General features: G+C 66.5%; 23 protein-coding genes. 7 read left to right on the top strand and 16 right to left on the bottom strand.

Going from position 1 to position 24363, the window contains the following annotated elements; translation table 11 throughout:
* Positions 1 to 30 precede the first annotated feature (30 nt).
* The 4 genes from yddG to coaD form a co-directional block, all read right to left on the bottom strand.
* On the bottom strand, positions 31 to 939 hold the full coding sequence (gene yddG / locus WFK98_RS09440; protein ID WP_336800045.1) for an aromatic amino acid DMT transporter YddG: 909 nt from the start codon (positions 937 to 939) through the stop codon (positions 31 to 33).
* A 182-nt stretch (positions 940 to 1121) separates the two neighbouring features.
* A complete protein-coding gene (locus WFK98_RS09445; protein ID WP_420909602.1) occupies positions 1122 to 1595 on the bottom strand; it encodes a peptidylprolyl isomerase in 474 nt (157 codons plus the stop codon).
* Positions 1596 to 1649: 54 nt separating this feature from the next.
* On the bottom strand, positions 1650 to 2168 hold the full coding sequence (locus WFK98_RS09450) for a peptidylprolyl isomerase (protein ID WP_442907405.1): 519 nt from the start codon (positions 2166 to 2168) through the stop codon (positions 1650 to 1652).
* Between the two features lie 73 nt (positions 2169 to 2241).
* The gene (gene coaD / locus WFK98_RS09455) at positions 2242 to 2736 is read right to left on the bottom strand and encodes a pantetheine-phosphate adenylyltransferase (protein WP_336800326.1); all 495 of its coding nucleotides are present in this window, start codon (positions 2734 to 2736) and stop codon (positions 2242 to 2244) included.
* A 203-nt stretch (positions 2737 to 2939) separates the two neighbouring features.
* Between coaD and WFK98_RS09460 the strand changes: the two genes are divergently transcribed.
* A complete protein-coding gene (locus WFK98_RS09460; protein WP_266337756.1) occupies positions 2940 to 3170 on the top strand; it encodes a hypothetical protein in 231 nt (76 codons plus the stop codon).
* A gap of 100 nt (positions 3171 to 3270) precedes the next feature.
* On the opposite strand, the gene gyrA is transcribed toward WFK98_RS09460, so the two are convergent.
* Together gyrA and WFK98_RS09470 are read right to left on the bottom strand one after the other, a co-directional pair.
* On the bottom strand, positions 3271 to 6042 hold the full coding sequence (gene gyrA / locus WFK98_RS09465; protein ID WP_442907393.1) for a DNA gyrase subunit A: 2772 nt from the start codon (positions 6040 to 6042) through the stop codon (positions 3271 to 3273).
* Between the two features lie 179 nt (positions 6043 to 6221).
* Positions 6222 to 7091, bottom strand: coding sequence for a hypothetical protein (locus tag WFK98_RS09470; protein ID WP_336800046.1), 870 nt, complete (start codon positions 7089 to 7091; stop codon positions 6222 to 6224).
* Between the two features lie 194 nt (positions 7092 to 7285).
* Here WFK98_RS09470 and WFK98_RS09475 point away from each other — a divergent pair, with 194 nt between their 5' ends.
* The 3 genes from WFK98_RS09475 to WFK98_RS09485 all read left to right on the top strand — a co-directional run bounded on the left by WFK98_RS09475 (position 7286) and on the right by WFK98_RS09485 (position 9370).
* A complete protein-coding gene (locus WFK98_RS09475) occupies positions 7286 to 7939 on the top strand; it encodes a MarC family protein (protein ID WP_266337758.1) in 654 nt (217 codons plus the stop codon).
* A 68-nt stretch (positions 7940 to 8007) separates the two neighbouring features.
* Positions 8008 to 8931 carry a CHAD domain-containing protein gene (locus WFK98_RS09480; RefSeq protein ID WP_336800047.1) on the top strand — a complete coding sequence of 308 codons (924 nt, stop codon included), beginning with the start codon at positions 8008 to 8010 and terminating at the stop codon, positions 8929 to 8931.
* A 121-nt stretch (positions 8932 to 9052) separates the two neighbouring features.
* Positions 9053 to 9370, top strand: a complete 318-nt coding sequence (locus WFK98_RS09485; RefSeq protein ID WP_266337760.1) for a hypothetical protein — start codon at positions 9053 to 9055, stop codon at positions 9368 to 9370.
* 7 nt (positions 9371 to 9377) lie between these two features.
* Here WFK98_RS09485 and WFK98_RS09490 read toward each other — a convergent pair whose 3' ends face one another.
* From WFK98_RS09490 to WFK98_RS09500, 3 genes are all read right to left on the bottom strand, one after another.
* The gene (locus WFK98_RS09490) at positions 9378 to 10154 is read right to left on the bottom strand and encodes a glycosyltransferase family 25 protein (RefSeq protein WP_336800048.1); all 777 of its coding nucleotides are present in this window, start codon (positions 10152 to 10154) and stop codon (positions 9378 to 9380) included.
* Between the two features lie 13 nt (positions 10155 to 10167).
* Complete coding sequence (locus tag WFK98_RS09495) at positions 10168 to 10935, bottom strand: MOSC domain-containing protein (RefSeq protein ID WP_336800049.1); 768 nt, start codon at positions 10933 to 10935, stop codon at positions 10168 to 10170.
* Positions 10936 to 10998: 63 nt separating this feature from the next.
* Positions 10999 to 11529 carry a mismatch-specific DNA-glycosylase gene (locus tag WFK98_RS09500; RefSeq protein ID WP_266337763.1) on the bottom strand — a complete coding sequence of 177 codons (531 nt, stop codon included), beginning with the start codon at positions 11527 to 11529 and terminating at the stop codon, positions 10999 to 11001.
* A gap of 138 nt (positions 11530 to 11667) precedes the next feature.
* On the opposite strand from WFK98_RS09500, the gene WFK98_RS09505 reads away from it, so the two are divergent.
* Positions 11668 to 12795: an iron-containing alcohol dehydrogenase gene (locus WFK98_RS09505; RefSeq protein ID WP_336800050.1), complete on the top strand. Its 1128-nt coding sequence runs from the start codon at positions 11668 to 11670 to the stop codon at positions 12793 to 12795.
* A gap of 237 nt (positions 12796 to 13032) precedes the next feature.
* Here the strand turns inward: WFK98_RS09505 and WFK98_RS09510 are convergent, their stop codons facing one another.
* The gene (locus tag WFK98_RS09510) at positions 13033 to 13533 is read right to left on the bottom strand and encodes a single-stranded DNA-binding protein (protein ID WP_266337765.1); all 501 of its coding nucleotides are present in this window, start codon (positions 13531 to 13533) and stop codon (positions 13033 to 13035) included.
* 288 nt (positions 13534 to 13821) lie between these two features.
* Between WFK98_RS09510 and uvrA the strand changes: the two genes are divergently transcribed.
* Positions 13822 to 16749, top strand: coding sequence for an excinuclease ABC subunit UvrA (uvrA, locus tag WFK98_RS09515; RefSeq protein WP_336800051.1), 2928 nt, complete (start codon positions 13822 to 13824; stop codon positions 16747 to 16749).
* Between the two features lie 257 nt (positions 16750 to 17006).
* Here the strand turns inward: uvrA and WFK98_RS09520 are convergent, their stop codons facing one another.
* The 6 genes from WFK98_RS09520 to WFK98_RS09545 all read right to left on the bottom strand — a co-directional run bounded on the left by WFK98_RS09520 (position 17007) and on the right by WFK98_RS09545 (position 23365).
* Complete coding sequence (locus tag WFK98_RS09520; protein WP_336800052.1) at positions 17007 to 17333, bottom strand: hypothetical protein; 327 nt, start codon at positions 17331 to 17333, stop codon at positions 17007 to 17009.
* Positions 17330 to 18217: a DUF2092 domain-containing protein gene (locus WFK98_RS09525; RefSeq protein ID WP_336800053.1), complete on the bottom strand. Its 888-nt coding sequence runs from the start codon at positions 18215 to 18217 to the stop codon at positions 17330 to 17332. Before WFK98_RS09525 ends, WFK98_RS09520 begins: the two co-directional genes overlap by 4 nt.
* A gap of 171 nt (positions 18218 to 18388) precedes the next feature.
* Complete coding sequence (locus WFK98_RS09530) at positions 18389 to 19408, bottom strand: ABC transporter permease (RefSeq protein WP_266337769.1); 1020 nt, start codon at positions 19406 to 19408, stop codon at positions 18389 to 18391.
* A 19-nt stretch (positions 19409 to 19427) separates the two neighbouring features.
* Positions 19428 to 20990, bottom strand: a complete 1563-nt coding sequence (locus WFK98_RS09535; protein ID WP_336800054.1) for a sugar ABC transporter ATP-binding protein — start codon at positions 20988 to 20990, stop codon at positions 19428 to 19430.
* A gap of 356 nt (positions 20991 to 21346) precedes the next feature.
* Entirely contained in the window at positions 21347 to 22306 is a 960-nt protein-coding gene (locus tag WFK98_RS09540; RefSeq protein ID WP_266337771.1) for a substrate-binding domain-containing protein, read from the bottom strand.
* A 225-nt stretch (positions 22307 to 22531) separates the two neighbouring features.
* Positions 22532 to 23365, bottom strand: a complete 834-nt coding sequence (locus WFK98_RS09545) for an aminoglycoside phosphotransferase family protein (RefSeq protein ID WP_336800055.1) — start codon at positions 23363 to 23365, stop codon at positions 22532 to 22534.
* A 131-nt stretch (positions 23366 to 23496) separates the two neighbouring features.
* Between WFK98_RS09545 and WFK98_RS09550 the strand changes: the two genes are divergently transcribed.
* Positions 23497 to 24279, top strand: a complete 783-nt coding sequence (locus tag WFK98_RS09550) for a TIGR00730 family Rossman fold protein (RefSeq protein WP_266337774.1) — start codon at positions 23497 to 23499, stop codon at positions 24277 to 24279.
* The last annotated feature ends 84 nt before the right edge of the window (positions 24280 to 24363 follow it).

Here is a 24363-nt window from a genome sequence, read left to right on the forward strand (position 1 = left end):
GGCCCCGATCTCAACCTTCGCCGGCAAGGCTTATTGCCGCGAGGCGAACCAGCAGACGAGCGAGCCGCCGGTGACGAGCAGCGCGCCGCCCCAGAAATTCATGCCCGGCATCATGTCGAGCAGGATGCTGGACAGCATCACCGACAGCAGCGGCGTGAAGTAGGAGGCCGTCGCCATAAGGGTGAGGTTGCCGTGGGAGACGCCATGGGTCCAGGCGGAATAGGCGAGCGTCGTCAGCACGCCGAACAGGAGTGTCATGGTGAGGCCGCGCAGGTCGAAATGCAGCGGCGGTTGGTCGCTGGTGAAATAGTAGATCCACAGCAGCGCCGCCGTCATCAGCAGGAAAGGCGGCACGGCGCTCTTTCCGCCCGACAGGCGCCGGGTGAAGATCGTGTAGAGCGGCCAGGTGATCGCGGCGACGAGCGCCAGGAAATAGGGCAGCGGGTTGCCGGCGACGTTGTCGAGCATCGAATGCAGCGAAAAGCCGGAGCCGGACGACGCCAGCAGCACGCCGGCGAGCGAGAGCATCACCCCCGGCACCAGCAGAAGATCCGCCCTCGCCTGCCCGACCATGACGGCGAGCGCGATGGTGAAGCACGGCCAGAGATAGTTGATCATGCCCACTTCGACCGTCTGGGTCCGGTCCTGGGCGAGGCCGACGGCAAGCGCCAGCGCGATCTCGTAGGTGACGAACATCGCGCCGCCAAAGAGCAGGTAGAGACGCGAGTGGCCCCGAAAGGCGGCGCGGCCGCCATAGAGCGTCGCGACGATGCCGCTGAAGGTGAAGATCAGGGCGGAGCCGCCGACGGCGCCGAAGGTCTCCGAGATGTTGCGATAGAGGCCGATCGTGGCGCTCCACATCAACACCGCGCTGATACCGATGAGCGTGGGCGGCTCGATCCGCGCACGAGGAAAGCCCGCCACCGAGACGCCGAGCATGATCCGTTCCTGTGAAATTCAGCTTGGCGCGAGGGATGGTCGGCCAGACGGTTGCGCCGCAACAAGGTCAGGAAGGCACGCGGCATGGCCCCCGACTACAAGAAAGCGCGCCCCGGCGATGGCCGGGACGCGCTGCATTTCAACCTGGGCGGCCGGAAAGACCAGCCGCGAACCGCGACGGCTTACGCCGCGTCGGCGGCAACCTTCATCGAGACGATCTTGTCCGGGTTCTGGACGGGCTCGCCGCGCTTGATCTTGTCGATGTTCTCCATGCCCTCGATCACCTGGCCCCAGACGGTGTACTGGCCGTCGAGGAAGCGCGCATCGCCGAAGCAGAGGAAGAACTGGCTATCGCCCGAATCCGGGTTCTGGGCGCGGGCCATCGAGGCGGTGCCTCGGACATGCGGCTCACGCGAGAACTCGGCCTTCAGCTTCTTGCCGGAGCCGCCCATGCCGGTGCCGGTCGGATCGCCGGTCTGCGCCATGAAGCCGTCGATCACGCGATGGAAGACGATGCCGTCATAAAAGCCCTCGCGGGCCAGTTCCTTGATGCGCGCGACGTGGTTGGGAGCGAGGTCCGGACGCAGAGCGATGATCGCCGTGCCCTGGGTGGTCTCGAGGATGAGGGTGTTCTCCGGGTCCTTGATTTCGGCCACGGTTATCTCCTTCTGTAGGGCCGCGCCGGAAGACGGCGCAGCGAACGTGCCGACTTACTTGGCGTCGGCGGCGATCTGCATCTTGACGATCTTGTCGGGGTTTGCCGGCGGCTCACCCTTCGCGATGTTGTCCACATACTGCATGCCGTCGACGACTTCACCCCAGACGGTGTACTGGCCGTCGAGGAAGCCACCATCGGCGAACATGATGAAGAACTGCGAGTTGGCCGAATCCGGGTTCTGCGCGCGCGCCATGCCGAGCGTGCCGCGGGCGAAATGCGCCTTCGAGAACTCGGCCTTGAGGTCGGGCTCCTTCGAGCCGCCCATGCCGGTGCCGGTCGGGTCGCCGGTCTGCGCCATGAAGCCGTCGATCACGCGGTGGAAGACGATGCCGTTGTAGAAGCCCTCGCGCGTCAGCTTCTTGATCTGCGCGACATGGTTCGGCGCCAGGTCCGGGCGCAGCTTGATCACGACGCGACCATCCTTCAGGTCGAGATAGATCGTGTTCTCGGGGTCGAGCTTCTCGCTCGCGGCCTGGGCGGGCGCGGCAATGAAGAGAAACGCAGCGGCGATCGCCGCGAACAGGCCAAGGAAACGGGTCACAGAGACCTCCGGTCGGTGGACGGTACCGCCCTTTGCGGCGACGTCAGGAACTGAATTTTTGTGTCAGCTTTCGGGCAACGGCCGCCGGAACGAAGGCAGAAACGTCGCCGCCCATCTTCGCAATCTGGCGCACCAGCGTCGCCGTTATATGACGCGTCGCGGACGTTGCCGGCAGGAAAACAGTCTGGATATCGGCTGCCATGCCGTCATTCATGCCCGCGAGCTGCATCTCATAATCGAGATCGGTGCCGTCGCGAAGCCCGCGGATCATCACCGAAGCGCCGCAATCGCGCGCCGCATCAATGGTCAGCCCATCGAAGGACATCACCTCGATTCGCCCCGCCCCGCCCTCGATCTGGTCCGCCAGCTCGCGGATCAGCGCCACGCGCTCATCGAAAGAAAAGAGCGGCGTCTTGCCGGGATGGACGCCGATAGCCACCACCAGCCGATCGACCACCACCAGCGCCGCGCGCAGCATGTCGAGATGGCCGTTGGTCGGCGGATCGAAGGAGCCCGGATACAGTCCAACACGCGCCATGTTCACGTCCCGCTCCCGGAATGACACCGGATTCTCACGCAAGGTTTACGAAGGAAAGAAAGACTTCATCAAGGAACCAACTTCACAAACCCGCATTGCTTCCCCAGATGAATAGTCAATGAACAGCCAGTTGTGATGCGGTTCATAGGCAGAAGAGCAGGTTGCGTCCACATATCGGCGCAACAGCACACGGAGGGCAAGCCATGACATCGTGGTTCCACACCGCCATTCTCGCAACTTGCGCCGCAGCCACCATTGCGGTTGGTTTCGCCAGCGCAGCCGCCTATTCCGACCGGGACGTTCCCGCAGCCAAGAAGGGCGATCGCCTTTCCGTCTCGGCCATGGACAATGCCGGAGCCCCGATGATCGCCGTCGTCGAGCGGCAGGAGGGCTACTCCGTTATCACTCGCGTTCCCCTCCCGGGCGCGAACTGAGGGTTTCCCCTCACACCCTGACGACCTCCAAAACCTAGCCTCCCCCGAAATGACGCCGGCCTGACCCCCTGAGGCCGGCGTCACTCATTTGGAGAACCGGCTAGCCTTCCGTCGGCGCCTGCGGCGCGGATTCCGCTTCCGGACCGTCTTCCTCGACATCGGTGAGGCGGTCGACCGAAACGACCTTCTCCGTGTCATTGGTGTTGAAGACGATGACACCCTGCGAACCGCGGCCGACGATGCGGATCGGCTTGTCGCCGCCGACCGGCATGCGGATCATCTGGCCGCCATCGGTGACCAGCATGATCTGGTCCGCATCCTCGACCGGGAACGAGGCGATCAGATCGCCGTTCCGCTCGTTGACGGCCATGGCGACGATGCCCTTACCGCCGCGACCGGTGATGCGGTACTCGAAGGACGAGGTCCGCTTGCCGTAACCGTTCTCGGAGATGGTGAGGACGAACTGCTCGGCGGCGCTCATCTCGGCGTAGCGCGCCTGCGGCAGCGTGGCGCTGCCCGGCGTCTCGTCGGCATCGTGCTCGATGACCGTCGCGTCCTCGACCTCGCCGCGCACGGCGCGGCTCATCTTCAGATAGGCCGCGCGCTCGTCGCCATTGGCGTCGAAGTGATGCAGGATCGCCATCGAGATGATGCGGTCGCCTTCGGCCAGCGAGATGCCGCGCACGCCGGTCGAGTCACGCCCCTTGAAGACGCGGACATCGGTGACGGCGAAGCGGATGCACTGGCCCTTGGCTGTCGTCAGCAAGACGTCGTCATGCTCGGAGCAGAGCTGGACGTCGACGATCGCGTCGCCCTCTTCGTCGAACTTCATGGCGATCTTGCCATTGCGGTTCACCTGGACGAAGTCGGACAGCTTGTTGCGGCGGACCGTGCCGCGCGTCGTCGCGAACATCACGTCGAGCGTCGACCAGCTGTCCTCGTCCTCCGGCAGCAGCAGGATCGAGGTGATGCGCTCGCCGTCCTGCAACGGCAGCAGGTTGTTCAGGAACTTGCCGCGAGCCTGGGGCGCCGCGAGCGGCAGGCGCCAGACCTTCATCTTGTAGGCGATGCCGCGCGAGGAGAAGAACACGACGGGTGTGTGCGTATTGGTGACGAACAGGCGGGTAACGAAATCCTCGTCCTTCGTCGCCATGCCGGCGCGACCCTTGCCGCCGCGATGCTGGGCCCGGTAGGTCACCAGCGGCACGCGCTTGATGTAGCCCTCGTGGCTGACGGTGACGACCATGTCCTCGCGCTGGATCAGGTCTTCATCTTCGAAGTCGACGCCGCCGTCGAGGATCTCGGTCTTGCGCGGGGTGCCGAACTCGTCGCGAACGGCGATCAGTTCCTCGCGGACGATCGCGACGATGCGGGCGCGCGAGCGCAGGATGTCGAGGTAGTCGGCGATCTCGGCGCCCAACTTGTTCAGCTCGTCGGCGATTTCGTCGCGACCGAGGGCTGTCAGGCGCTGCAGGCGCAGGTCGAGGATGGCGCGGGCCTGCGCTTCCGACAGCTGGTAGGTGCTGTCGTCCGCGAGCTTGTGGCGCGGATCGTCGATCAGCGCGACCAGCGGCGCGATGTCGGCCGCCGGCCAGTGCCGCTCCATCAGCCGCTCGCGCGCCGTCGACGGATCGGGCGCGGTGCGGATCAGGTGGATGACCTCGTCGATATTGGCGACAGCGATGCCGAGGCCGACCAAGATATGCGCGCGGTCACGCGCCTTGGCGAGCAGGAAGCGCGTGCGCCGCGCGACCACTTCCTCGCGGAAGACGACGAAGGCCTGGATCAGGTCCTTCAGATTCATCAGCTGCGGCTTGCCGCCCGTAAGCGCCACCATGTTGACGCCGAAGGACGTCTGGAGCGGCGAATAGCGGTAGACTTGGTTTAGCACGACGTCGGCGACGGCATCGCGCTTCAGCTCGATGACGACGCGCATGCCCTGGCGATCAGACTCGTCGCGGATGTCGGAGATGCCCTCGATCCGCTTGTCGCGGACGAGTTCGGCGATCTTCTCGATCATCGTAGCCTTGTTCACCTGGTACGGGATCTCATGGATGATGAGAGCCTCGCGTTCCTTGCGGATCGTCTCGACCGTCACGCGGCCGCGCATCAGCACGGAGCCGCGGCCTTCGTGATAGGCGGCACGGATGCCGGCTCGGCCGATGATCAGGCCGGCGGTCGGGAAATCCGGACCCGGAATGATCTCCATCAGCTCATCGATGCTGATGCCGGGGTTTTCGAGATAGGCGACGCAGCCGTCGATGACTTCGCTGAGATTGTGCGACGGGATGTTGGTCGCCATGCCGACGGCGATGCCGCCGGCGCCATTGACGAGCAGGTTCGGGAAGCGCGCCGGCAGGACGACCGGCTCGCGCTCCGAATTGTCGTAGTTGTCCTGGAAGTCGACCGTATCCTTGTCGATGTCCTCCAGCAGCGAATGCGCCGGCTTGGCGAGGCGGACCTCGGTGTAACGCATGGCGGCCGGGCTGTCGCCGTCGACCGAGCCGAAATTGCCCTGGCCGTCGGCCAGCATGACGCGCATCGAGAAGTCCTGCGCCATGCGCACCAGCGCCATGTACACGGACTGATCGCCATGGGGATGGTACTTACCGATCACGTCGCCGACGATACGCGCCGACTTGCGATACGACTTGTTCCAGTCGTAGCCGTTCTCGTTCATCGAATAGAGGATGCGGCGGTGCACCGGCTTGAGGCCGTCGCGCGCATCCGGAAGCGCGCGGCTCACGATCACGCTCATCGCGTAATCGAGATAGCTCCGCTTCATCTCATCGGTGATCGAGATCGTTTCGAAGTCGGAAGGGCGGCCATCACCCGGCTCGTCGGGGCTTGGCGGCTCGTGGGTATCGGACAAGTTATTTTCCGGAATCAGTTTCGATTGCGGACATCATAGAGGCCGCCTGTGGCAGACTCAAGGAATCGCGCCGAAATGCCGGATTTCCCTGCATTTCGGCGTGGTCGGGATCGGCAATGCGCGACGCCGGCAAAAGGCGACCCGCCGGCCCCGCCAGAGTGCGCTGCGGCAGCGCCGGGCTAGAAGCGAACCGACGCGCCGATGACTGGGCCGTGCTGGGTGACGTCCCAGTCGAATCCGCCCTTGGTGTAGTCCTGATAGAGCGCGCGATAGCCGATCCGCCACATCGTCTCGTGGCCCAGGATCTGGGTGCGATAGCCGAGATAGGCCTGCCCATTGAGGCTGATGCGCGAGCCGATGTCGAAGCCGCCGACATCGCCTTCGATCGCCAGGTTCCAGCGCGGGGTCAGGTCGATGTCGACGCGCGCACCGACGAACGGATCGACCCACTGCACGCTGTCGGAAACTTCGCGAGAGGCCACGTCCGGCACCTCCACGCTGAGGTTGCCTTCGAGCCGGGTCCAGCGCAGGCCGGCGAGCGGCGAGATGCCAAGGACGCGTGCCCCGCCGAATGCGTTGTCGCCGCCGAGCGGCGCTTCGAAGGCCCGGTAATAGGCGCCGGCGGAGACGATGGTGGTCGTCGTGCCCGCCCCCACATTCACTTCGGTCTGGCCGATGACGGGAAGCTTGGGACGGAACGTCTTCTCGCTGGTGACGTCGACATACTCGCCGTTGACGAAGACGCCGAACGCGCCGTTCGTTACCTCGACGACGCCCATCAGGCCGATGTCGAGATTCTTGAAGGTCTCGCTGAAGGGCACGTCGACATTGACCGGAATACCGCGCAGCGCGCCCTCGCCCTGCAACGACGCGGCCCAGAGATAGGGGCTGACGATCACCGACCAATCGCTCTGGCGCGCCGGCGCCGTCTCCTGCGACACGCCAAGATCCGCGGCCGAGGCAGAAGCGCCGGACGCAGCGACGATGGCGAGCAGGACGGCGGTCGCCACAGCATGGCGCAGGCGGCGGCCCGAATGCGACGAATTCAAGGTTTGATTCCCCCGGAAGTCCAAAGTCGGCGACAAGCTGGCGTCGTGGCGAGCCGGCGTCAACAACCCAAGGCCGCCGACGCCGCATCTGTCGCACGCGGCCGGCGACTGCCCCGAGGGAACGAGCGGCGGGCCGGATGACAGCCACCGGCATACGCTGCTATGACCAGATCAGCTTGGCGGGGCGTAGAAACGTGCTCGACTACCTTCTCAACGCGCTTGTCACCCTGTTCGTCACGATCGACCCGATCGGCCTCGCGCCGATCTTCGTCGGGCTGACGCGCGGCATGACGTCCGGCCAGCGCCGGCAGACGGCCGTCCGCGCCACCCTCACCGCCATCGCCATTCTCTACGCCTTCGCGCTCGTCGGCGAAGGCCTGCTCAATTTCCTCGGCATCTCGCTCGCGGCCTTCCGCATCGCAGGCGGACTGCTGCTGTTCTGGATCGGCTTCGAAATGGTGTTCGAGCGGCGCGACCAGCGCAAGCTCGCCAACGCGACCCGCGCCATTGAGGAGGAGCAGCAGCACGACCCCACCGACGTGCACCATCTCGCCGTGTTCCCGCTCGCCATTCCGCTTATGGCGGGGCCGGGCGCGATTTCGGCGACGATCCTGATCTCCGCCTCGGCGCCGAGCACCATCGGGCTGCTCGGGCTGCTGGTGATCATCGCCATGCTGATCGGATGCTGTCTGCTCGTCTTTCTGCTCGCCGGCCCGCTCGATCGCATGCTGGGCAATACGGGGCGGATCGTGCTGACCCGCCTTCTCGGCGTGCTGCTCTCGGCGCTGGCCGTGCAGTTCGTCGCGGATGGCGTCACCGCCATCGCCCGCGCAGCAATCGGCAGCTGAGGTCCCTTCCGGCCCGCGCCGGAACGGTCTAGAGAGACCCGGAAATCCCGTTCCGCCGGACGCCCGCCATGCCGAAACGCAAATCCCCCGAGGGTAACGCCCTGCTCGCCGCCGGCATGACTGCCGACGCGGCCATCGCCGCGATCCTGACGACGGGCCAGGCGGAGCTGGTGACGGCGGTGCGCGCGGCGCTCGACCGGCCGCGACCGGACACGGTGCACGCGCTCCGAATGGCGCTGCAGCGGCTCGGCGCCGGGCTGGAGCTCTGCGCCGGCTTCGCGGCGGAAGCTCCGTTCGAGACGGCGCGCCGCGATGCGCGCGCCCTCTCCGACGGCCTCGGCGAAGCCCGCAACTGGGACATCTTCATCTCCGAAACCCTGGCCCGGCGGATCGAGGAACTGGCCGGTACGGCCGATATCGCGGCGCTCACCGAAGGCGCGGCCGCCGCACGCCATGAGAGCTATCGACGGACCGGCGACCTGCTCGCCGGGCCGCTGCCGCAGAAGGTGCTGCTCGGCGTCGCCTTGCTGCTGTCCCAAACGCCCTGGCGCGAAGCCGACGGCCGCATGCCGAAGCGCCTTGCCGCCCGGATCGACGGACGCGCGCGCCGCGAGATCGCCCGCGCGGACCGTCGCCTGCGCGGGAGCGGCAAGCGGCTATCGCGCCTTTCGGACGAGGAGCGACGCGAGGTGGACCGGGCCGTGCGGCAGTTCGCCCATGCGCTCGAATGCCTGGCGCCGCTCTGGCCACGTTCGGCCCGCCTGAAACGCTATCGCGACCGGGTCCTTGGCCTACGGGCGGAACTCGACGAACTCGCCATTATGGCCACGACGCAGCGCCTGCTGGAGCATGTCGCCGCCGACGATATTTCGCCGGGGGTGCAGCGCGCCGCCGGCGCCATGACCGGCTGGGCGGCGCGCGACAAGATCGACCGCCTTGCCGCCCTCGACGCGCGCTGGCGCGACTTTCGAAACGCCAAGCGATTCTGGTAGTCGCGCGTCCGGTAGTCGCGCTGGCCGCGCCACACAGACGTGAAGTTCGGCCCCTCCTTCCGCATGGTAACCTCGGGTTGCCGTCATGGCGGACGGCGATTTCCGCTTCGGAGGACCGGTCATGTTCATAGCACGCTGGCAGATCGACGCTCGCTTCGGACACAAGCAGGAAGCCCTCGAACTGATGAAGGAATGGGAGCGGGAAATCGGCGCCAAGGTCGGCGTGGATCCGGGCCGCTCGTCCGTCGTCACCGGTTCGATCGGCGCGCTGGAGGCCACGATCGAGAACAATCTTACGGTCGAGAACCTGGCGGAGCTGGAACGACTGTTCGAGGCGATCTCGAAAATCCCCGCCCATGTCGAATGGGGTAAGAAGCTGGAGCCGCACGTCGTTTCCGGCACCTCGCGCTGGAGCATCCTGCGCGTCGTGCCGATGTAGGAAGCGCTCAAGCCTCGAGGAACGGCACCACCAGCCGGCGAGAGCGCAGGATGGCCTCCCGCGACGCGTTCACCCGCCCGGCGATCTGCCGTCCCACGCGCAGGATCTCGCGCGAAAGCCTCTGTCGCTGCGTTGCCGGCGGCGGCCGAATCAGAGCCGACGAATGCTCGATCAGGCTCGGATGCAGGGGCGCGCTACCGGCGCGCGCCGCCAGCAGATGCTCCTGGATGCAGAGCGCCGGCACCGCCTGGTGAATGCGCAGGCCACGGACAGCTTCGTCGCGGGGATCGAACACCACCACGTCGATCGGCCGCCTGAACCCTTCCGTCCGCTGCAGGAGACGAATGGCCGCGCGGCGCGAGATGACATAACCCGCCGATCCCCGGTGCCGCGACCGCATCCTGTGCAGCGCGAAGCCGTCGAACGCCAGCGCGCGCGGCGCGATGGTGACCGTATCCGGAAAGGCCTCCAGCTTGATCAGGTCCGCCCTGGCCGGAAACCGCCCCGGCGCCGCGAGGAAGCCGGTGACGGCAGCCGCGAGCACGACATCGTCCTCAAACACCGCAAGCCACGGATCGCCGCTCTCCACCAGGTATCGCCAGGCCGCACGGTGGCTCTCGAAACAGCCGACCTCGCCGGCTGTCAGCCGACCATGCCGCGCGGCGTTCGCCTGCGTCTCCACCGCCACCAGCCGCTCAAATGCGAGACCGATCCGCTCCGCCTCGACGCGAAAGGTCGCCAGGCGCTCGGGCGAACGATCGAGGTTGATGACGACGACGCGCATTTCGCCCCCCCGATCAGCCGGTCTCGATTTCGTGCAGATGCAGCGTGTCCCCGATGGCGACGTCGCCACCGGCAATAACCTCGGCATAGATGCCGCAATCCATGTGGTCGAGGTTGCGCAGCAGCGTGCCGGGAATGTCGAGGTCCCGCGCCGCCGTCGCGGGATTCACATTGGTCGCGGCGCAGCGCTGGGTGCGCTTGGCGAAACGCACCCGCGCGCCGCCTAGCGTCGCTTCCCTGCCGACGAGTTCGAACTCCTGCCAGGGCTCCAACCCGTCCAGATAGAGGTTGGCGCGAAACCGCAGGGGATCGACATCCTCGCCCACCAGGTCGGCGACCGCCGCCACAGAGGAAAGGTTGATGAAGGAGATGTAGGGCTTGCCGACATCGGTGAAGGCGTGTCCCGGCGCCGAGAGCACCTTGAGTGGCCCGCGCCGTTCGTCGCCCATGAAGCCTGTCAGGAACGCCTCCGTCGCCGCCCGGCCTGCCGGGTCGGAGAGGTCGGCGGCAAATGGCGCTCCATGCCCGTCGATCGACCACACATGCGTCGCCGGATCGAAGCGGGTCTCAAGCCCCGCCAGCCGTGCATTCTTCATGAGACAGAGGAACTTGGCCTTGGGCTGATAGCTCGGTGCGGCCGGATCGAAGCCGGATGGGCCGTTCTCGACGGCATAGATGCGGTCGGCGTCGAAGCGGCGATGCGGATGAAGCGCCGTGCCGCCAAGCGCCTCGGCGGAGAATCCCTTGACCGGATAGCGATAGAGCGAGGCGATCGACGCCATGGAAGTTCCCTCGCCGTCGTCTCGCCGCGCCACCCCGGCCGGCGCCGCCCTCGGCGTTCCCGGCTATTGAGCGGCGAAACCGGCCGCTTGTCCAGCGTCCCGGCCGGCGGCCCGGGCGAGCGCCCGCCACGGCTCGATCGACCAGTGCGGACCGGCCTGGCCGGAAGGCGACGTCAGCACATGCAACCGCGTCAACCCGATCGGCGACGCCTGCTCGCCATAGGGAAGGTGAGCGGTCGGGAGGCCGAGGAACAGGCTCGCCGCACGCTTGCTGGTGAAGGCGAAATGGCGCGGCTGGAACCGCTCGATCTTGTCGCGCAGGGCCGCCGCATCGACCCGTTCGAGGTCGATCTCGGTATCCTGGCCGACATGCTCCTTGGCGACGTCGGTCAGGCCGATGCCGAAGGCCAGCACGTCCTGAAAATCGGCCGGCGAGATCCGGCGTGGCGTCAGCCCGACGGCGTGAAGCGTCGGCCAGAACTTGTTGCCCGGATTGGCGTAATAGGCGCCCACTCGCGCCGACCAGGCGCCGGCGCCGGTGCCGCAGAAGACGATATCCAGCCCGGGCGCCAGCACATCCGGCAAGATCGGCATCGATCGGATCCCCTTTCACGCACGGGCGGCGGACGGTGAATGCACCCGGCCGGCAAAAACCATCTGTCGCTCGCCGGCCAGACCTGCCACTCTCCCGCCGGGCCGCCGGCCCGCGCGACCATACGGGAAGAGAGACGGATGAGTACGATAAACTACCTGACGCAAATCGAATTCGGAGCCGGCGTCGTTTCGGAGCTGCCTGGCGCCCTCGCCGCGCTCGGCGTGACAAAGCCGCTCGTCGTCAGCGATCGCGGATTGCAGGCCTCCGGACTGCTCGGCCGCGTCACCGCCCTCCTTCCCGCCGGCGCACCGGTCTTCCTGGAGATTCCGACCAACCCGACAGAGGCCGCCGTGCTCGCGGCGCTGGAAGCCTACAAGGCCGAGGGCTGCGACGGTGTCGTCGCCGTCGGCGGCGGCTCGCCGATCGACCTCGCCAAGGGCGTCGCGCTGCTTGCGACGCATGAAGGCCCGCTCGAACCCTACGCCGCCATCCTCGGCGGCATCGCCCGCATCAGCGCCAGGGTCGCGCCGATCATCGCCGTGCCGACCACGGCCGGCACGGGCGCCGAGGTCGGCCGCGCCGCGCTGCTGACGCTGAACGACGGCCGCAAGCTCGGCTTCATCAGCCCGCACCTGATTCCGAAGCGCGCGATCTGCGATCCCGAACTGACCCTCGGCCTGCCGCGCGGGCTCACCGCTGCGACCGGGCTCGATGGCCTGTCGCATTGCATCGAGACCTTCCTGTCGCCGCGCGTGAACCCCGTCGCCGACGCGATCGGCCTCGATGGCGCGCGCCGGATCTGGGACCATCTCGAACGCGCCTTCAACGATGGCAGCGACCTCGAAGCGCGCAGCGAGATGATGATGGGCGCACTGCAGGGCGGCCTCGCCTTCCAGAAGGGCCTCGGCGCCGTGCATGCGTTGAGCCACGCGCTCGGCGGCCTCAAGAGCCCGAGCCTGCATCACGGCACGCTCAACGCCATCCTGATGCCGTCGATCCTGCGCTTCAACCGCGAGACGGTGCCGGCCAAGATCGATCGCCTGACCGCCGCCATGGGACTGCCCGCTTCGGCCGATCTCGCCGACGAGCTCGATGCGCTGAACCGCCGTCTCGGCATCCCGGCCGGCCTGAAGACGCTCGGCGTCGCCGAGGAGGTGTTGCCGTGGGTGGTGGAGCGGGCGCTCGCCGACCATTCCTACGCCACCAACCCGCGCGCCGCGACGGCGGAGGAATTCCGCGCCATCCTCGACGGCGTGATGGTCTGATCGGCGCCATCCCGGCGCCGAAACATAAAACCCGGGAAGCGGCCGCTTCCCGGGTCTTTCCATTTCTCATCCAAGACGATCTGGGCTCTTCACCTCTCCCTGAGGGAGAGGTCGGCTCGAAGAGCCGGGTGAGGGTTTACGACCTCACCGGATGGTTCCCTGCGCCCTCACCCGCCGGCCTTCGGCCGTCGACCTCTCCCCACGGGAGAGGTGAAGTGCGCCGGACGATCCAAAATCCTAGAACGGGATGTCGTCGTCGAGGTCGGCCGCGTAGGAGGACGAAGCGGCCGGCTGGCGCGACATTCCGCCGCCGCGCGGCGCTTCCAGCGGGCTCGAACGGCCGAAATCGCCGCCGCCCTGGTAGTCCGACTGTTCGCTGCCACCGGCGCGACCGTCGAGCAGGGTCAGCTCACCGCGGAAACGCTGCAGCACGACTTCGGTCGTGAACTTCTCGGCGCCCGACTGGTCGGTCCACTTGCGGGTCTGCAGCTGGCCCTCGACATAGACCTTCGAGCCCTTCTTCAGATACTGCTCGGCGACCTTGGCGAGGTTCTCGTTGAAGATCACCACGCGGTGCCACTCGGTCTTTTCCTTGCGCTCGCCGCTCTGCTTGTCGCGCCAGGTCTCCGACGTGGCGATGTTCAGATTGACGACCGACTCGCCTGAATTCATGCGCCGCACTTCCGGGTCGCGCCCGAGATTGCCGACGAGAATGACCTTGTTGACGCTTCCGGCCATGGTCTGTTCCTTCTTGCCTCTTTGCTGGCCCCAAACTATCCCGAAATGACACGGCCCGCGCGCGACAATCAGGCCTTGTCCACCAGAACAATCCAGCCGGGGCCATCCGGATCCCCAGCGTTCTCTTTTTGTTCTAGACAATTCCGGCCGAACTGGCAAGATCCCGTCAGGTGAATCAGCCGAAGACCGCGACAATCCCAGCCTGCTCCTTGTATGGAGAGGCCGATAGCCTAAATTTGGGCCTTGGTGTCTCCGGACGCCAGCCCCTTCCATTTGGACAGACGACACATGGCTCAGCATGATGACGCGCGGCTTTCCGGCGCGACCGCCGGCAAGTTCATTTCGGTGCGGGGCGCGCGCGAGCATAATCTGAAGAATATCGATATCGACATCCCGCGCGACAAGCTCGTGGTGCTGACCGGCCTTTCCGGCTCGGGCAAGTCGTCGCTCGCCTTCGACACCATCTATGCCGAGGGACAGCGCCGCTATGTCGAGAGCCTGTCCGCCTATGCGCGCCAGTTCCTGGAGATGATGCAGAAGCCGGACGTCGACCAGATCGACGGCCTGTCGCCCGCCATCTCGATCGAGCAGAAGACGACCTCGAAGAACCCGCGCTCGACGGTCGGCACCGTCACCGAGATCTACGACTACATGCGCCTGCTGTTCGCGCGCGTCGGTGTCCCCTATTCGCCGGCGACGGGCCTGCCGATCGAGAGCCAGACGGTGAGCCAGATGGTCGACCGCGTCATGGCGCTGCCGGAGGGCACCCGGCTCTATCTGCTGGCGCCGATGATCCGCGGCCGCAAGGGCGAGTACAAGAAGGAGCTGGCCGAGCTCCAGAAGAAGGGCTTCCAGCGCATCAAGCTCGACGGCGTTTTCTTCGAGATCTCGGAAGCCCCCGTTCTCGACAAGAAGCTGAAGCACGACATCGACGTGGTGATCGATCGCATCGTCGTCCGCGGCGACATCACCTCGCGTCTTGCCGACAGTTTCCAGACAGCGCTCGAACTCGCGGACGGCATCGCCGTCGCGGAATTTGCCGACGAGAAGGACGAGAAGGGCAACGAGCGGCGGATCCTGTTCTCGGAGAAGTTCGCCTGCCCCGTCTCCGGCTTCACCATCGCCGAGATCGAGCCGCGCCTGTTCTCGTTCAACAACCCGTTCGGCGCCTGCCCGGAATGCGACGGCCTCGGCTCGGAAAAGAAGATCGACCCGGATCTGGTCGTGCCGGACGGCTCCGTCTCGCTCAAGCAGGGCGCGGTGGCGCCCTGGGCCAAGTCGTCCTCGCCCTATTACGCGCAGACGCTGGAAGCGATCGCCCGCCACTACGACTTCTCGATGAACGAGCCCTGGGACAAGATCCCGGAGGCGGCGCAGAACGCCATCCTGTTCGGCACCGGCAAGGGCGAGATCGAGTTCGTCTACAATGACGGCACCCGCTCCTATCGCACGCAGAAGAGCTTCGAGGGCGTCGTCACCAATCTGGAGCGGCGCTGGCGCGAGACGGAATCGAACTGGGCCCGCGAGGAAATCGAGCGCTACCAGGCCTCGACGCCATGCAAGGCCTGCGGCGGCGCGCGCCTGAAGCCGGAAGCGCTGGCGGTCAAGATCGCCGGCAACCACATCGCCCAGGTCTCGCAGATGTCGATCCGCAACGCGGCGACGTGGTTCGAGGGCCTGCCGGCCCAGTTGAACGAGAAGCAGAACGAAATCGCCGTCCGCATCCTGAAGGAGATCCGCGAGCGGCTTTCCTTCCTGGTCGATGTCGGCCTCGACTACCTGATGCTGTCGCGCAATTCCGGCACGCTTTCGGGCGGCGAGAGCCAGCGCATCCGCCTCGCCTCGCAGATCGGCTCCGGCCTGACCGGCGTGCTCTACGTGCTGGACGAGCCGTCGATCGGCCTGCATCAGCGCGACAATGAACGCTTGCTCGAGACGCTGCGCCACTTGCGCGACATCGGCAACACCGTCCTCGTCGTCGAGCATGACGAGGACGCGATCATGACCGCCGACTATGTCGTCGACGTCGGGCCGGAAGCGGGCGTGCATGGCGGCCAGATCATCGCCAAGGGGACGCCTGCCGAGGTGATGGCCAATCCGAACTCGCTGACAGGCAAGTATCTGACCGGCGAACTCTCGGTCGAGATGCCGGAGACCCGCCGCGCCATCTCGAAAACGCGAAAGATCAGCGTCGTCGGCGCCCGCGGCAACAATCTGAAGAACGTTTCTGCCGATATCCCGCTCGGCACCTTCACCTGCGTGACCGGCGTTTCCGGCGGCGGCAAGTCGACCTTCCTGATCGATACGCTCTATGCCGCCGTGGCGCGGCGGCTGAACGGCGCCCATCTCCATCCCGCCCCGCATGACCGGATCGAGGGGCTGGAGCTGATCGACAAAATCATCGACATCGACCAGTCGCCGATCGGGCGCACGCCGCGTTCCAACCCGGCCACTTATACCGGCGCATTCACGCCGATCCGCGAATGGTTCGCCGGCCTGCCGGAGGCGAAGGTGCGCGGCTACGGTCCCGGCCGCTTCTCGTTCAACGTCAAGGGAGGCCGCTGCGAGGCCTGCCAGGGCGACGGCGTCATCAAGATCGAGATGCACTTCCTGCCCGACGTCTACGTGACCTGCGAGGTCTGCAAGGGCAAGCGCTACAGCCGCGAGACGCTGGACGTGAAGTTCAAGGGCAAGTCGATCGCCGACGTGCTCGACATGACGGTCGAGGAGGCGAAGGAGTTCTTCCAGGCCGTGCCCGGCATTCGCGACAAGATGGCGACGCTGGAGGAAGTCGGCCTTGGCTACGTCAAGGTCGGCCAGCAGGCGACGACGCTCTCCGGCGGCGAGGCGCAGCGCGTCAAGCTCGCCAAGGAACTGTCGCGCCGCGCCACCGGCAAGACGCTCTATATCCTCGACGAGCCGACGACCGGCCTGCATTTCCACGACGTCGCCAAGCTGATGGAAGTGCTGCACTCGCTGGTCGACCAGGGCAACACAGTCGTCGTCATCGAGCACAATCTCGAGGTGATCAAGACGGCCGACTGGATCATCGACATCGGCCCGGAAGGCGGCGATGGCGGCGGCGAGATCGTCGCGGTCGGCACCCCGGAGCACATCGCGAAGGAGCCGCGCAGCTATACCGGCCAGTTCCTGAAGCCCGTGCTGGAGAAGGCCCGTGCCACCGGCCGCAAGCGCAAGGCCGTCGCGGCCGAATAGTAGACTGCCTGCTTCCGCGGCGAGGGCTGTTTCAGGCTGATATGCCGGGAAGCAAGGCCCTCACCCTACCCTCTGCCGCAAGCGGGCGAGGGTTTCGGCCGGCATTGATCGGGAGCCCCGTGCTTTGCCGGCATCGATGGCGAGTTCCATGGGACAGACGCTGCGCTCCCCCTCTCCCGCGAGCGGGAGAGGGTTGGGGTGAGGGTCTTTCTCGGACCACCACGTCTGGCATGCAAGCGCGCCAGCCGGATCGCCCCCTACACGCAGCGCCAGTAGACCCGGCCATAGGCATCGACGACGCGGACGCAGCCGGCGCGGGGCGCCACCGCATAGGGCGCGGCGACATAGGCGCCACCGACATAGGCCCCGCCGACGACGGCGCGGCGCGTGGTCCGGCGCGCAACGCCCGCATAGCTGAGCGGCGTCAGCGGCCGGCCGATGATTGCCTCGGCGCGGCTGAACAGGCTAAAGCCCGACATCTGCGGCGCCGGCGTCTCCGAAAGGGAGAGCGCGCCAAGTCCCAGAATGACGGCCGCGAGCCGGATGGCGGCGCGGCGCGGCGGATGCGAAAGAGTCGGGATCATTTGCTGTCTCCTGACGCGGGCGTAGCCGAGGCGCCGCTGGCGGATTTCACGTCATTGGGCATGGCGCCCGCCGCCGGAATCTCGTCGATGTCGGCCAGTTGCGAGAAATCGACCTTCCTGGCGCCCTCTGGCGGCTTGAAGGCGAAGGTGTCGGCCGGGAACTGCGTGCCGCTGTGCCAGTCGGTGAAGCGGATCGTATATTGCGGCGCGCCACCAACGGTCTTGCTCGTGATCACCATCTTGCAGGGGATCGGCTGCTCGCCGACCTCGACCCAGAGCTGCCAGTCGGTGTCGTGATTGCGAAACGCGACATGCTCGCAGGCGATGCCGTTGATGACGCCGCGGCCGATATGCTTGGCCTCGACGACATCGGCCATCAGCGCGTTGAACGAGTCGGCGATCATCAGGTCGGCGGCCGGCATGTCGAGCATCAGGTCGCCGCGCAGCTTGTCGACGACGCTGTCCATCGAGCCGCTCATCGGCTCGCTCGCATAGGTCTTGGCGCTCTTGTCGTAGACCGTGACGCTCTTGCCGTCATAGAGCAGTTCGACATCGGCATAGCCGCCGGTGCGGCTGACGCGGAACTCGTCCGGCCGGTGGATCTGCGCCTTGCCGGAGCTGTTGAACTGCAGCTTTTCCATCTGCGGCGTGACGACTTCGAGCTCGCTGTCGAAGGCGAGCGTGATATCGGTCTGGCCGCCGACATAGCGCGCCATCCCCTTGACGATCTCGATCGCGTCCTGCCGATTCTGCTCGGCGGCCGCGCTGGCGTCCTGCGCCCGGGCGGGCTCGCCGAAGGCCAGCGCCGTCGCGACGCCGACCACCAGGACGCCCGCCCGACGCCATCCCGCCCGCGCCGACGGGCTCAATGCATGCATCCGCATCGCGTCCTCCTCTCGACCGATGAAGTGCCTGAAGCGCGCGGATGCTACCACGGGCCCCGCCGGCGCCCCGTTCGCGATCCCGTGATGCGGAGAGGCGAGCACCGATCCCGGATGGCCAAATGAAAATGGCCGCGCGAGGCGCGGCCATCTTGCCGGTTCGGTCCAGGGCGATCAGGCCTTGCGGCGACGCGACTTGGCGAAGGTGTCGAAGGCCACCGCCAGCACGATGATCACGCCGATGATGATCTGCTGGATGTAGGACGACACGTTCATCAGCACGAGGCCGTTCAGCAGCACGCCGATCAGGAACGAGCCGATCACCGTGCCGAAGATCGTGCCGACGCCGCCGAACAGCGACGTGCCGCCGATGACGACCGAGGCGATGACGGTGAGCTCATAGCCCGTGCCCGCAACGGCCTCGGCCGAGTTCAGCCGCGCCGACAGCACGAAGGCGCCGAGGCCGGCGAAGAAGCCCATGATCACATAGACGCTGCAGATCACCCAGTTGACGTTCAGGCCGGATAGTCGCGCCGCCTCCGGATTGCCGCCGACTGCGTAGACCTGCCTTCCGTAGCGCATGTAGCGAAGCGCGATATGGGCCAGCAGCGCCGCGACCAGGAAGATGATGACCGGAACCGGCACCGGGCCAATCTTGCCCTGGCCCCACCAGGTGAAGTCGGGCTGAAAGCCGGAGATCGGGCCGCCGGCTGCGAACAGCAGCGCCGCGCCGCGGAACACCGACATGCCGCCGAGCGTCACCACGAAGGGCGGCACCTTAAGGCGGGTGATGGCGAGGCCCTGCAGCAGGCCGCCGCAGACGCCGACGGCGATCGCCGCCAGAGCCGCGAGTTCCCAGCCGTAGCCGATCGCCCCCTCGCCCACCGTGAAGCGGTCCTGCATGCCGCCCTTGGCGACAGCGGCGGCGACGAGGCCGGCAAAGGCGAGCAGCGAGCCGACCGAAAGGTCAATGCCGGCCGTCAGGATGACGAAGGTCATGCCGATGGCGAGCAGGCCGGTGATCGAGACCTGCCGCATCACGTTGAACAGATTGATCGACGACATGAAGCGCGGCTCGAGCACCGCGAATATGATCATCAGCGCGATCAGGAATATCAGCGGCGCAAACCGGGCCAGGGTGCCGAACAGGTCGAACCCCTTCTCCTCCGCCGCTTCTCGTCTCACGTCCGTCATTACCGTATCCCTTGTCTGGTCACGCAGCTCGGCCGGCGGCGCTGAGCGTCATCATCGTCATCAGTTTTTCCTGGGTCGCGTCGGCGCGCATCGTCTCGCCGGTGACGCGCCCTTCGCGCATCGTGACGATCCGGTCGGCGACCGCGAGAACCTCGGGAAGCTCAGAGGAAATGGCGATCACGGCGATCCCGGACCGGGCCATCTCGAACAGAAGATTGTGGACCTCGACCTTGGCGCCGATGTCGATGCCGCGGGTCGGCTCGTCGACGATCAGCACCTTGGGCCGCAGCGCCAGCCAGCGCGCCAGAACGACTTTCTGCTGGTTGCCGCCGGAGAGGTTGCCGACGGCCTGGTCCGGGCTCGCCATGCGGATATTGAGCAGCTTGCGGTATTCCTCGACGAGGTCGCGCTCCTTGCGCTCGTCCACGAACAGGCCGAGGCGGTCGATTCTGTCGAGCGCCGCGATCGAAAGATTGGTGCGGATCGCCTGGGCCAGGAACAGCGCCTGCTGCTTACGATCCTCCGGCACCAGCCCGATCCCGTATTTGATGGCGTCGCGCGGCGAACGGATGTCGACGGGCTGGCCGTCCACCAGCACGCGGCCGGAATCGAACGGGTCGGCGCCGAAGATCGCTCGCGCCGTCTCGGTCCGCCCTGCGCCGACCAGACCGGCGATGCCGAGGATCTCGCCACGCCGGACATTCAGGGTGACGTCCTGCAATTCTGTCGCGTGAGGATCATGCGCCGAGCGGCGGCGCGTCAGCCCCTCGACCGCCAGCGCCACCGCGCCAGCATCGCTCGCCTCGCGGTGCGAGAACAGTGCATTGACCTCGCGGCCGACCATAAGGCGGATGATGCCGTCGATCGTCGTCTCATTGACCTTGCCGGCGCCGACATTGCGTCCGTCGCGCAGCACGGTGAGCCGATCGCAGATCTCGACGACCTCCTCGAGACGGTGCGTCACGAAGATGATCGAAATGCCTTCCGCCTTGAGCTGGCGGACGATGCGGAACAGCTTTTCCACCTCGGCGAGGCTGAGTGCCGAGGTTGGCTCGTCCATGATGATGATGCGCGATTGCATGGAAAGCGCGCGGGCGATCTCGACCATCTGCTGCTCGGCGACCGAGAGATCGCGCACCAGCGTCATGGGGCTGCGCTCCAGGCCGATGCGGCGGATCAGCTTCAGCGTCTCCGCCTCCATCTTCGCCCAGTTGACGAAGAAGCGCGGGCCCGGCTCGCGGCCGATGAAGACGTTCTCGGCGATCGTCATGTCGGGGGCGAGGGTGAATTCCTGGTAGATCGTGACGATGCCGAGCTTCTGCGCGTCCTGCGGCGTCGCGAGCGTCACTTCACGGCCATCGATCGCGATGGTGCCGCGGTCGGGCGACTGCGCGCCAGCCAGGATCTTCAGCAGGGTCGACTTGCCGGCCCCGTTCTCGCCGAGCAGCGCATGGATCTCGGCCGGTGCGACCTCGAGATCGACGCCGTCGAGCGCCTTGACGCCGGGAAAGCTCTTGGCGATGCCGGTCATCTTCAGAAGGGGATGCGGATCGTTCATCGGTGTTCGCTTGCGATGGAGCACGGGAGCATCCGCCCTCGCCGACAACGGGTGAGGACGAAACGGATAGATCGGCGGGAAAAGGAGCGCCAGCGGCCGGACCTTTCCCGTCCATTCGGGATCCTCGGCCCCAAGACCGGGATCGGCTGCGCGTCGAACCAGGGACCGGAGCCCTCGGCGGGCGCACGCCTTTCCTGCCGGCTCGAAGTCCAAGAATTCGCTACGTCGAGTTGCTTGGACAGAGGCAGCCATCCGGCCGCGACGATCGACCGGGATGCCGCGTCGGCAAGGGTGCGTCCCGTTTCGGGATCTCAGAGAGGCCGGAGACGGCGAAGGCGTTCCGCGCCAATGGCACGGAACGCCTTGCCCGGAGTTTCAGACTACTTCAGCTCGCCGAGACGCTCGGCGATGTTGAGGTTGTCCTTGGTGATCGCCACCGGAGTCAGCAGGGTGACCGCCTCGGCCGGCTTCTTGCCGTCCTTGATGAAGGCGACCAGCGTGTCGACGCCCATGGCGCTCTGCTTGCCCGGGAACTGCTCGATCGTGGCGGTCAAGCCGCCGTCACGAACCTGGCCAAGTGCTTCCGGCAGGGCGTCGAAGCCGATGATGGCGATGCCCGACAGATTGCGGGCCTTCACCGCTTCCATCGCGCCGAGCGCCATATCGTCGTTCGCGGCGACAATCACCTTCGGAGCTTCCGGCAGAGCGGCGAGAGCGGCTTCCGTCACCGAAAGGCCCTTGGCGCGGTCGAAGCCGGCGGTCTGCTCGAACACGATCTTGTACTTGTCGGCGGCCTTGTCGAGGATGTTGTGCAGGCCCTTGTTGCGGTCGATCGCCGGCGAAGCGCCCGACTGGCCCTGCAGGTTCACGATGGTCGCGCCATCGGGATAGAGCTTCTGGATCAGCTCGGCCTGGGCCTCGCCGCCCTTGACGTTATCGGCGCCGATATGGGCGAGGATGCCCTCGACCTGCGCGACGCGACGGTCGACGGTGACGACCGGGATGCCGGCCTCGACGGCCTGCGCCAGAGCCGGCGCCATGGCGTCGACTTCGTTCGGGCTGATGACGATGCCCTTCACGCCGCGGGCGATGGCGGCTTCGACGTCAGCGGTCTGCTTCGGCGACGAAACCTGGCCGTCGCTCTCGATCGCGGTGACGCCCTGCTTCTCGGCCTCGGCCTTGAAGGCGTTCATCATGTGCACGAAGAACGGGAAAGTCAGACCCGGGACCGAGGTCAGGATCTCGATCTTTTCGTCGGCGACGGCCGGAGCGGGCGCCGTGGACATGGCCGCAAGCGCAAGCGCGCCGGCAGCAAGGACAGACCTTGCGATATTCGACATTTCAGTTCCCTCCCATGCCCTCTTTAAGATGGGGCTGGAGCGGAGCATGCCGCAGGTCGCTCCGTCATTCAAACGGAATTATGAACTTTGCACGCGTCGTCCATAAAATGTGCAACGTCAGCTGCGTCAAGGCAGGCAACCCCGCCCCGGCCGACAGTCCATCCGGCTCGCCTTCTTCGACAAAGGCCGTTCCATTTCGTTGAACGCTACGTCAGAGCGGCGGCGTCATCCGACCGTAATCTCGGCCGCCGCGAGCTCGGCGACGGCGAGCGCCAGGGCCGGATCGCCGTCGCCAGCGAGGTGCCAGGCGGCGGAAAGCCCGGCATAGGCGAGGATCCATCGCAGTAGCCGCGAACGGTCGAGACCGGCCGCCTCCGCCACCATATGAGCTTGACGCGCGAGCCGCCCGGGCGCAAGCGCGACCGCCGCGTCCGGATTGCAGAAGATGTTGGCGAAGTCGAATGCCCGCTCGCCACGCAGGCGCTTCGGATCGATGGCGAGGAAGCCACGCGGCCCGCCGTCGAGGACATTGCCGTGATGAAGGTCGCCATGCAGGATGCGAACGTCGCGGGGATCGTCGAGCAGATTTCGCGCTGTCGCGGCAGCGGCGACCAGCACGCCGCTATGCCGGGCCGCCGCCGGCGGGAGGTCACGGAACCAGAGTTCGAGCGGTATCGCTTCCGGCTCGGGGCTGCCGCGCGGCGCATGCAGCCGACTGGCGACGTCGCAGAGTATCCCGCTCGCCGCATCGTCCTCGCCGGAACGCGCCATGTCGGCGAGCGAACGCGGTCCCGCAGCGCGCTCCATCAGCATCGCTTCGTCGTCATGCTCGAGCACGCGCACGGCGCCATCGCCGTTCCACCACAGCATCAACTGCCCGCCATAGCGTTCCTCCGCCGCGTGCGAGAGCTTCAGCATCAGCAGGGCCCCGTCGCGCCGGACCGGAAGCAGGCGGCTGGTATGCGTTGTCATCGGCGCGCCGTCCACCACGAGTGACCAGCGCCGCAGATACGACGCGAAATCGTCCAGCCGTCCCGCCTCGGCGTCGACCCGGTCCATTCTGCCCTGCCTCCTGCTGCTCAGGTTCTGCCACGAGACGAGGCCCGCGACGACCCTACGCACCCCGCAAGCTACCCGATGCCATCGTCGCGCTGCATAATCCGGCCTCGATTCAGAAAACGATGGCGTTCATGACCGATACCAAGCCCAATTCCCCGCAGATGGCCTCCCCATCCTATCGCCTGCCGGCGCTCGACCAGGATTTCCTGCTCAGCGATTCGATGCGCGGCGTGCGGTTCCTGCTGGAATATGCCAAGGCCGAGATGGCGCTGCGCAAGTGGGGCGTCCGTTCCACCATCGTCGTCTTCGGCAGCGCCCGGATCGGCGAGAATGGCGGGGGCCATCACGCGCATTGGTATGACGAGGCGCGGGCCGTCGGCCGCATCGTCTCCGAGCGCGGCGGTGCGCTGGTCTCCAACGGCACCTTCCGCGACAATGTCATCGCAACCGGCGGCGGCCCCGGCATCATGGCGGCCGCCAACCGCGGCGCCGCCGATGTCGGCGCGCCCTCGATCGGCTTCAACATCACGCTCCCGCATGAGCAGGAGCCGAACCCCTATTCGACACCGGAACTGACTTTCCGCTTCCACTATTTCGCCATGCGCAAGATGCATCTCGCCATGCGCGCCAACGCGCTCATCGTCTTTCCCGGCGGCTTCGGCACCTTCGACGAGATGTTCGAGCTGCTGACGCTGCGCCAGACCGGCAAGTCGCCGGCGATCCCGATCGTGCTGTTCGACAGCGCCTACTGGAAGCGGGTGATCAATTTCGATGCGCTGGTCGAGGAAGGGATGATTGCCCGCAAGGATCTCGATCTCTTCGAATTCGCCGAGAGCGCCGACGAAGTCTGGCAGAAGCTGACCAAGGCGGGCGTCGGTCTGCACGAGGGCGAGCAGAGCGGCGCCGGTCGTTAGCCCGGCATGGCCGGCGGCACGTATCTTGTCGGGCCGCCGGCTGCCGGCTTAGTGTCGCCAGGCGCGGCCGGATCCGCGCGTTTT

It is taken from the genome of Kaistia sp. MMO-174, assembly GCF_037147815.1.
Lineage (GTDB): Bacteria > Pseudomonadota > Alphaproteobacteria > Rhizobiales > Kaistiaceae > Kaistia > Kaistia nematophila.

Bases quoted from the DNA above. Each gene is read 5' to 3' on its own strand.
- yddG (WP_336800045.1), bottom strand. From the start codon at position 939: ATGCTCGGCGTCTCGGTGGCGGGCTTTCCTCGTGCGCGGATCGAGCCG.
- coaD (WP_336800326.1), bottom strand. From the start codon at position 2,736: ATGGCGCGTGTTGGACTGTATCCGGGCTCCTTCGATCCGCCGACCAAC.
- WFK98_RS09460 (WP_266337756.1), top strand. From the start codon at position 2,940: ATGACATCGTGGTTCCACACCGCCATTCTCGCAACTTGCGCCGCAGCC.
- WFK98_RS09480 (WP_336800047.1), top strand. From the start codon at position 8,008: ATGCCGAAACGCAAATCCCCCGAGGGTAACGCCCTGCTCGCCGCCGGC.
- WFK98_RS09485 (WP_266337760.1), top strand. From the start codon at position 9,053: ATGTTCATAGCACGCTGGCAGATCGACGCTCGCTTCGGACACAAGCAG.
- WFK98_RS09490 (WP_336800048.1), bottom strand. From the start codon at position 10,154: ATGCGCGTCGTCGTCATCAACCTCGATCGTTCGCCCGAGCGCCTGGCG.
- WFK98_RS09495 (WP_336800049.1), bottom strand. From the start codon at position 10,935: ATGGCGTCGATCGCCTCGCTCTATCGCTATCCGGTCAAGGGATTCTCC.
- WFK98_RS09500 (WP_266337763.1), bottom strand. From the start codon at position 11,529: ATGCCGATCTTGCCGGATGTGCTGGCGCCCGGGCTGGATATCGTCTTC.
- WFK98_RS09505 (WP_336800050.1), top strand. From the start codon at position 11,668: ATGAGTACGATAAACTACCTGACGCAAATCGAATTCGGAGCCGGCGTC.
- WFK98_RS09510 (WP_266337765.1), bottom strand. From the start codon at position 13,533: ATGGCCGGAAGCGTCAACAAGGTCATTCTCGTCGGCAATCTCGGGCGC.
- uvrA (WP_336800051.1), top strand. From the start codon at position 13,822: ATGGCTCAGCATGATGACGCGCGGCTTTCCGGCGCGACCGCCGGCAAG.
- WFK98_RS09520 (WP_336800052.1), bottom strand. From the start codon at position 17,333: ATGATCCCGACTCTTTCGCATCCGCCGCGCCGCGCCGCCATCCGGCTC.
- WFK98_RS09525 (WP_336800053.1), bottom strand. From the start codon at position 18,217: ATGCGGATGCATGCATTGAGCCCGTCGGCGCGGGCGGGATGGCGTCGG.
- WFK98_RS09530 (WP_266337769.1), bottom strand. From the start codon at position 19,408: ATGACGGACGTGAGACGAGAAGCGGCGGAGGAGAAGGGGTTCGACCTG.
- WFK98_RS09540 (WP_266337771.1), bottom strand. From the start codon at position 22,306: ATGTCGAATATCGCAAGGTCTGTCCTTGCTGCCGGCGCGCTTGCGCTT.
- WFK98_RS09545 (WP_336800055.1), bottom strand. From the start codon at position 23,365: ATGGACCGGGTCGACGCCGAGGCGGGACGGCTGGACGATTTCGCGTCG.
- WFK98_RS09550 (WP_266337774.1), top strand. From the start codon at position 23,497: ATGACCGATACCAAGCCCAATTCCCCGCAGATGGCCTCCCCATCCTAT.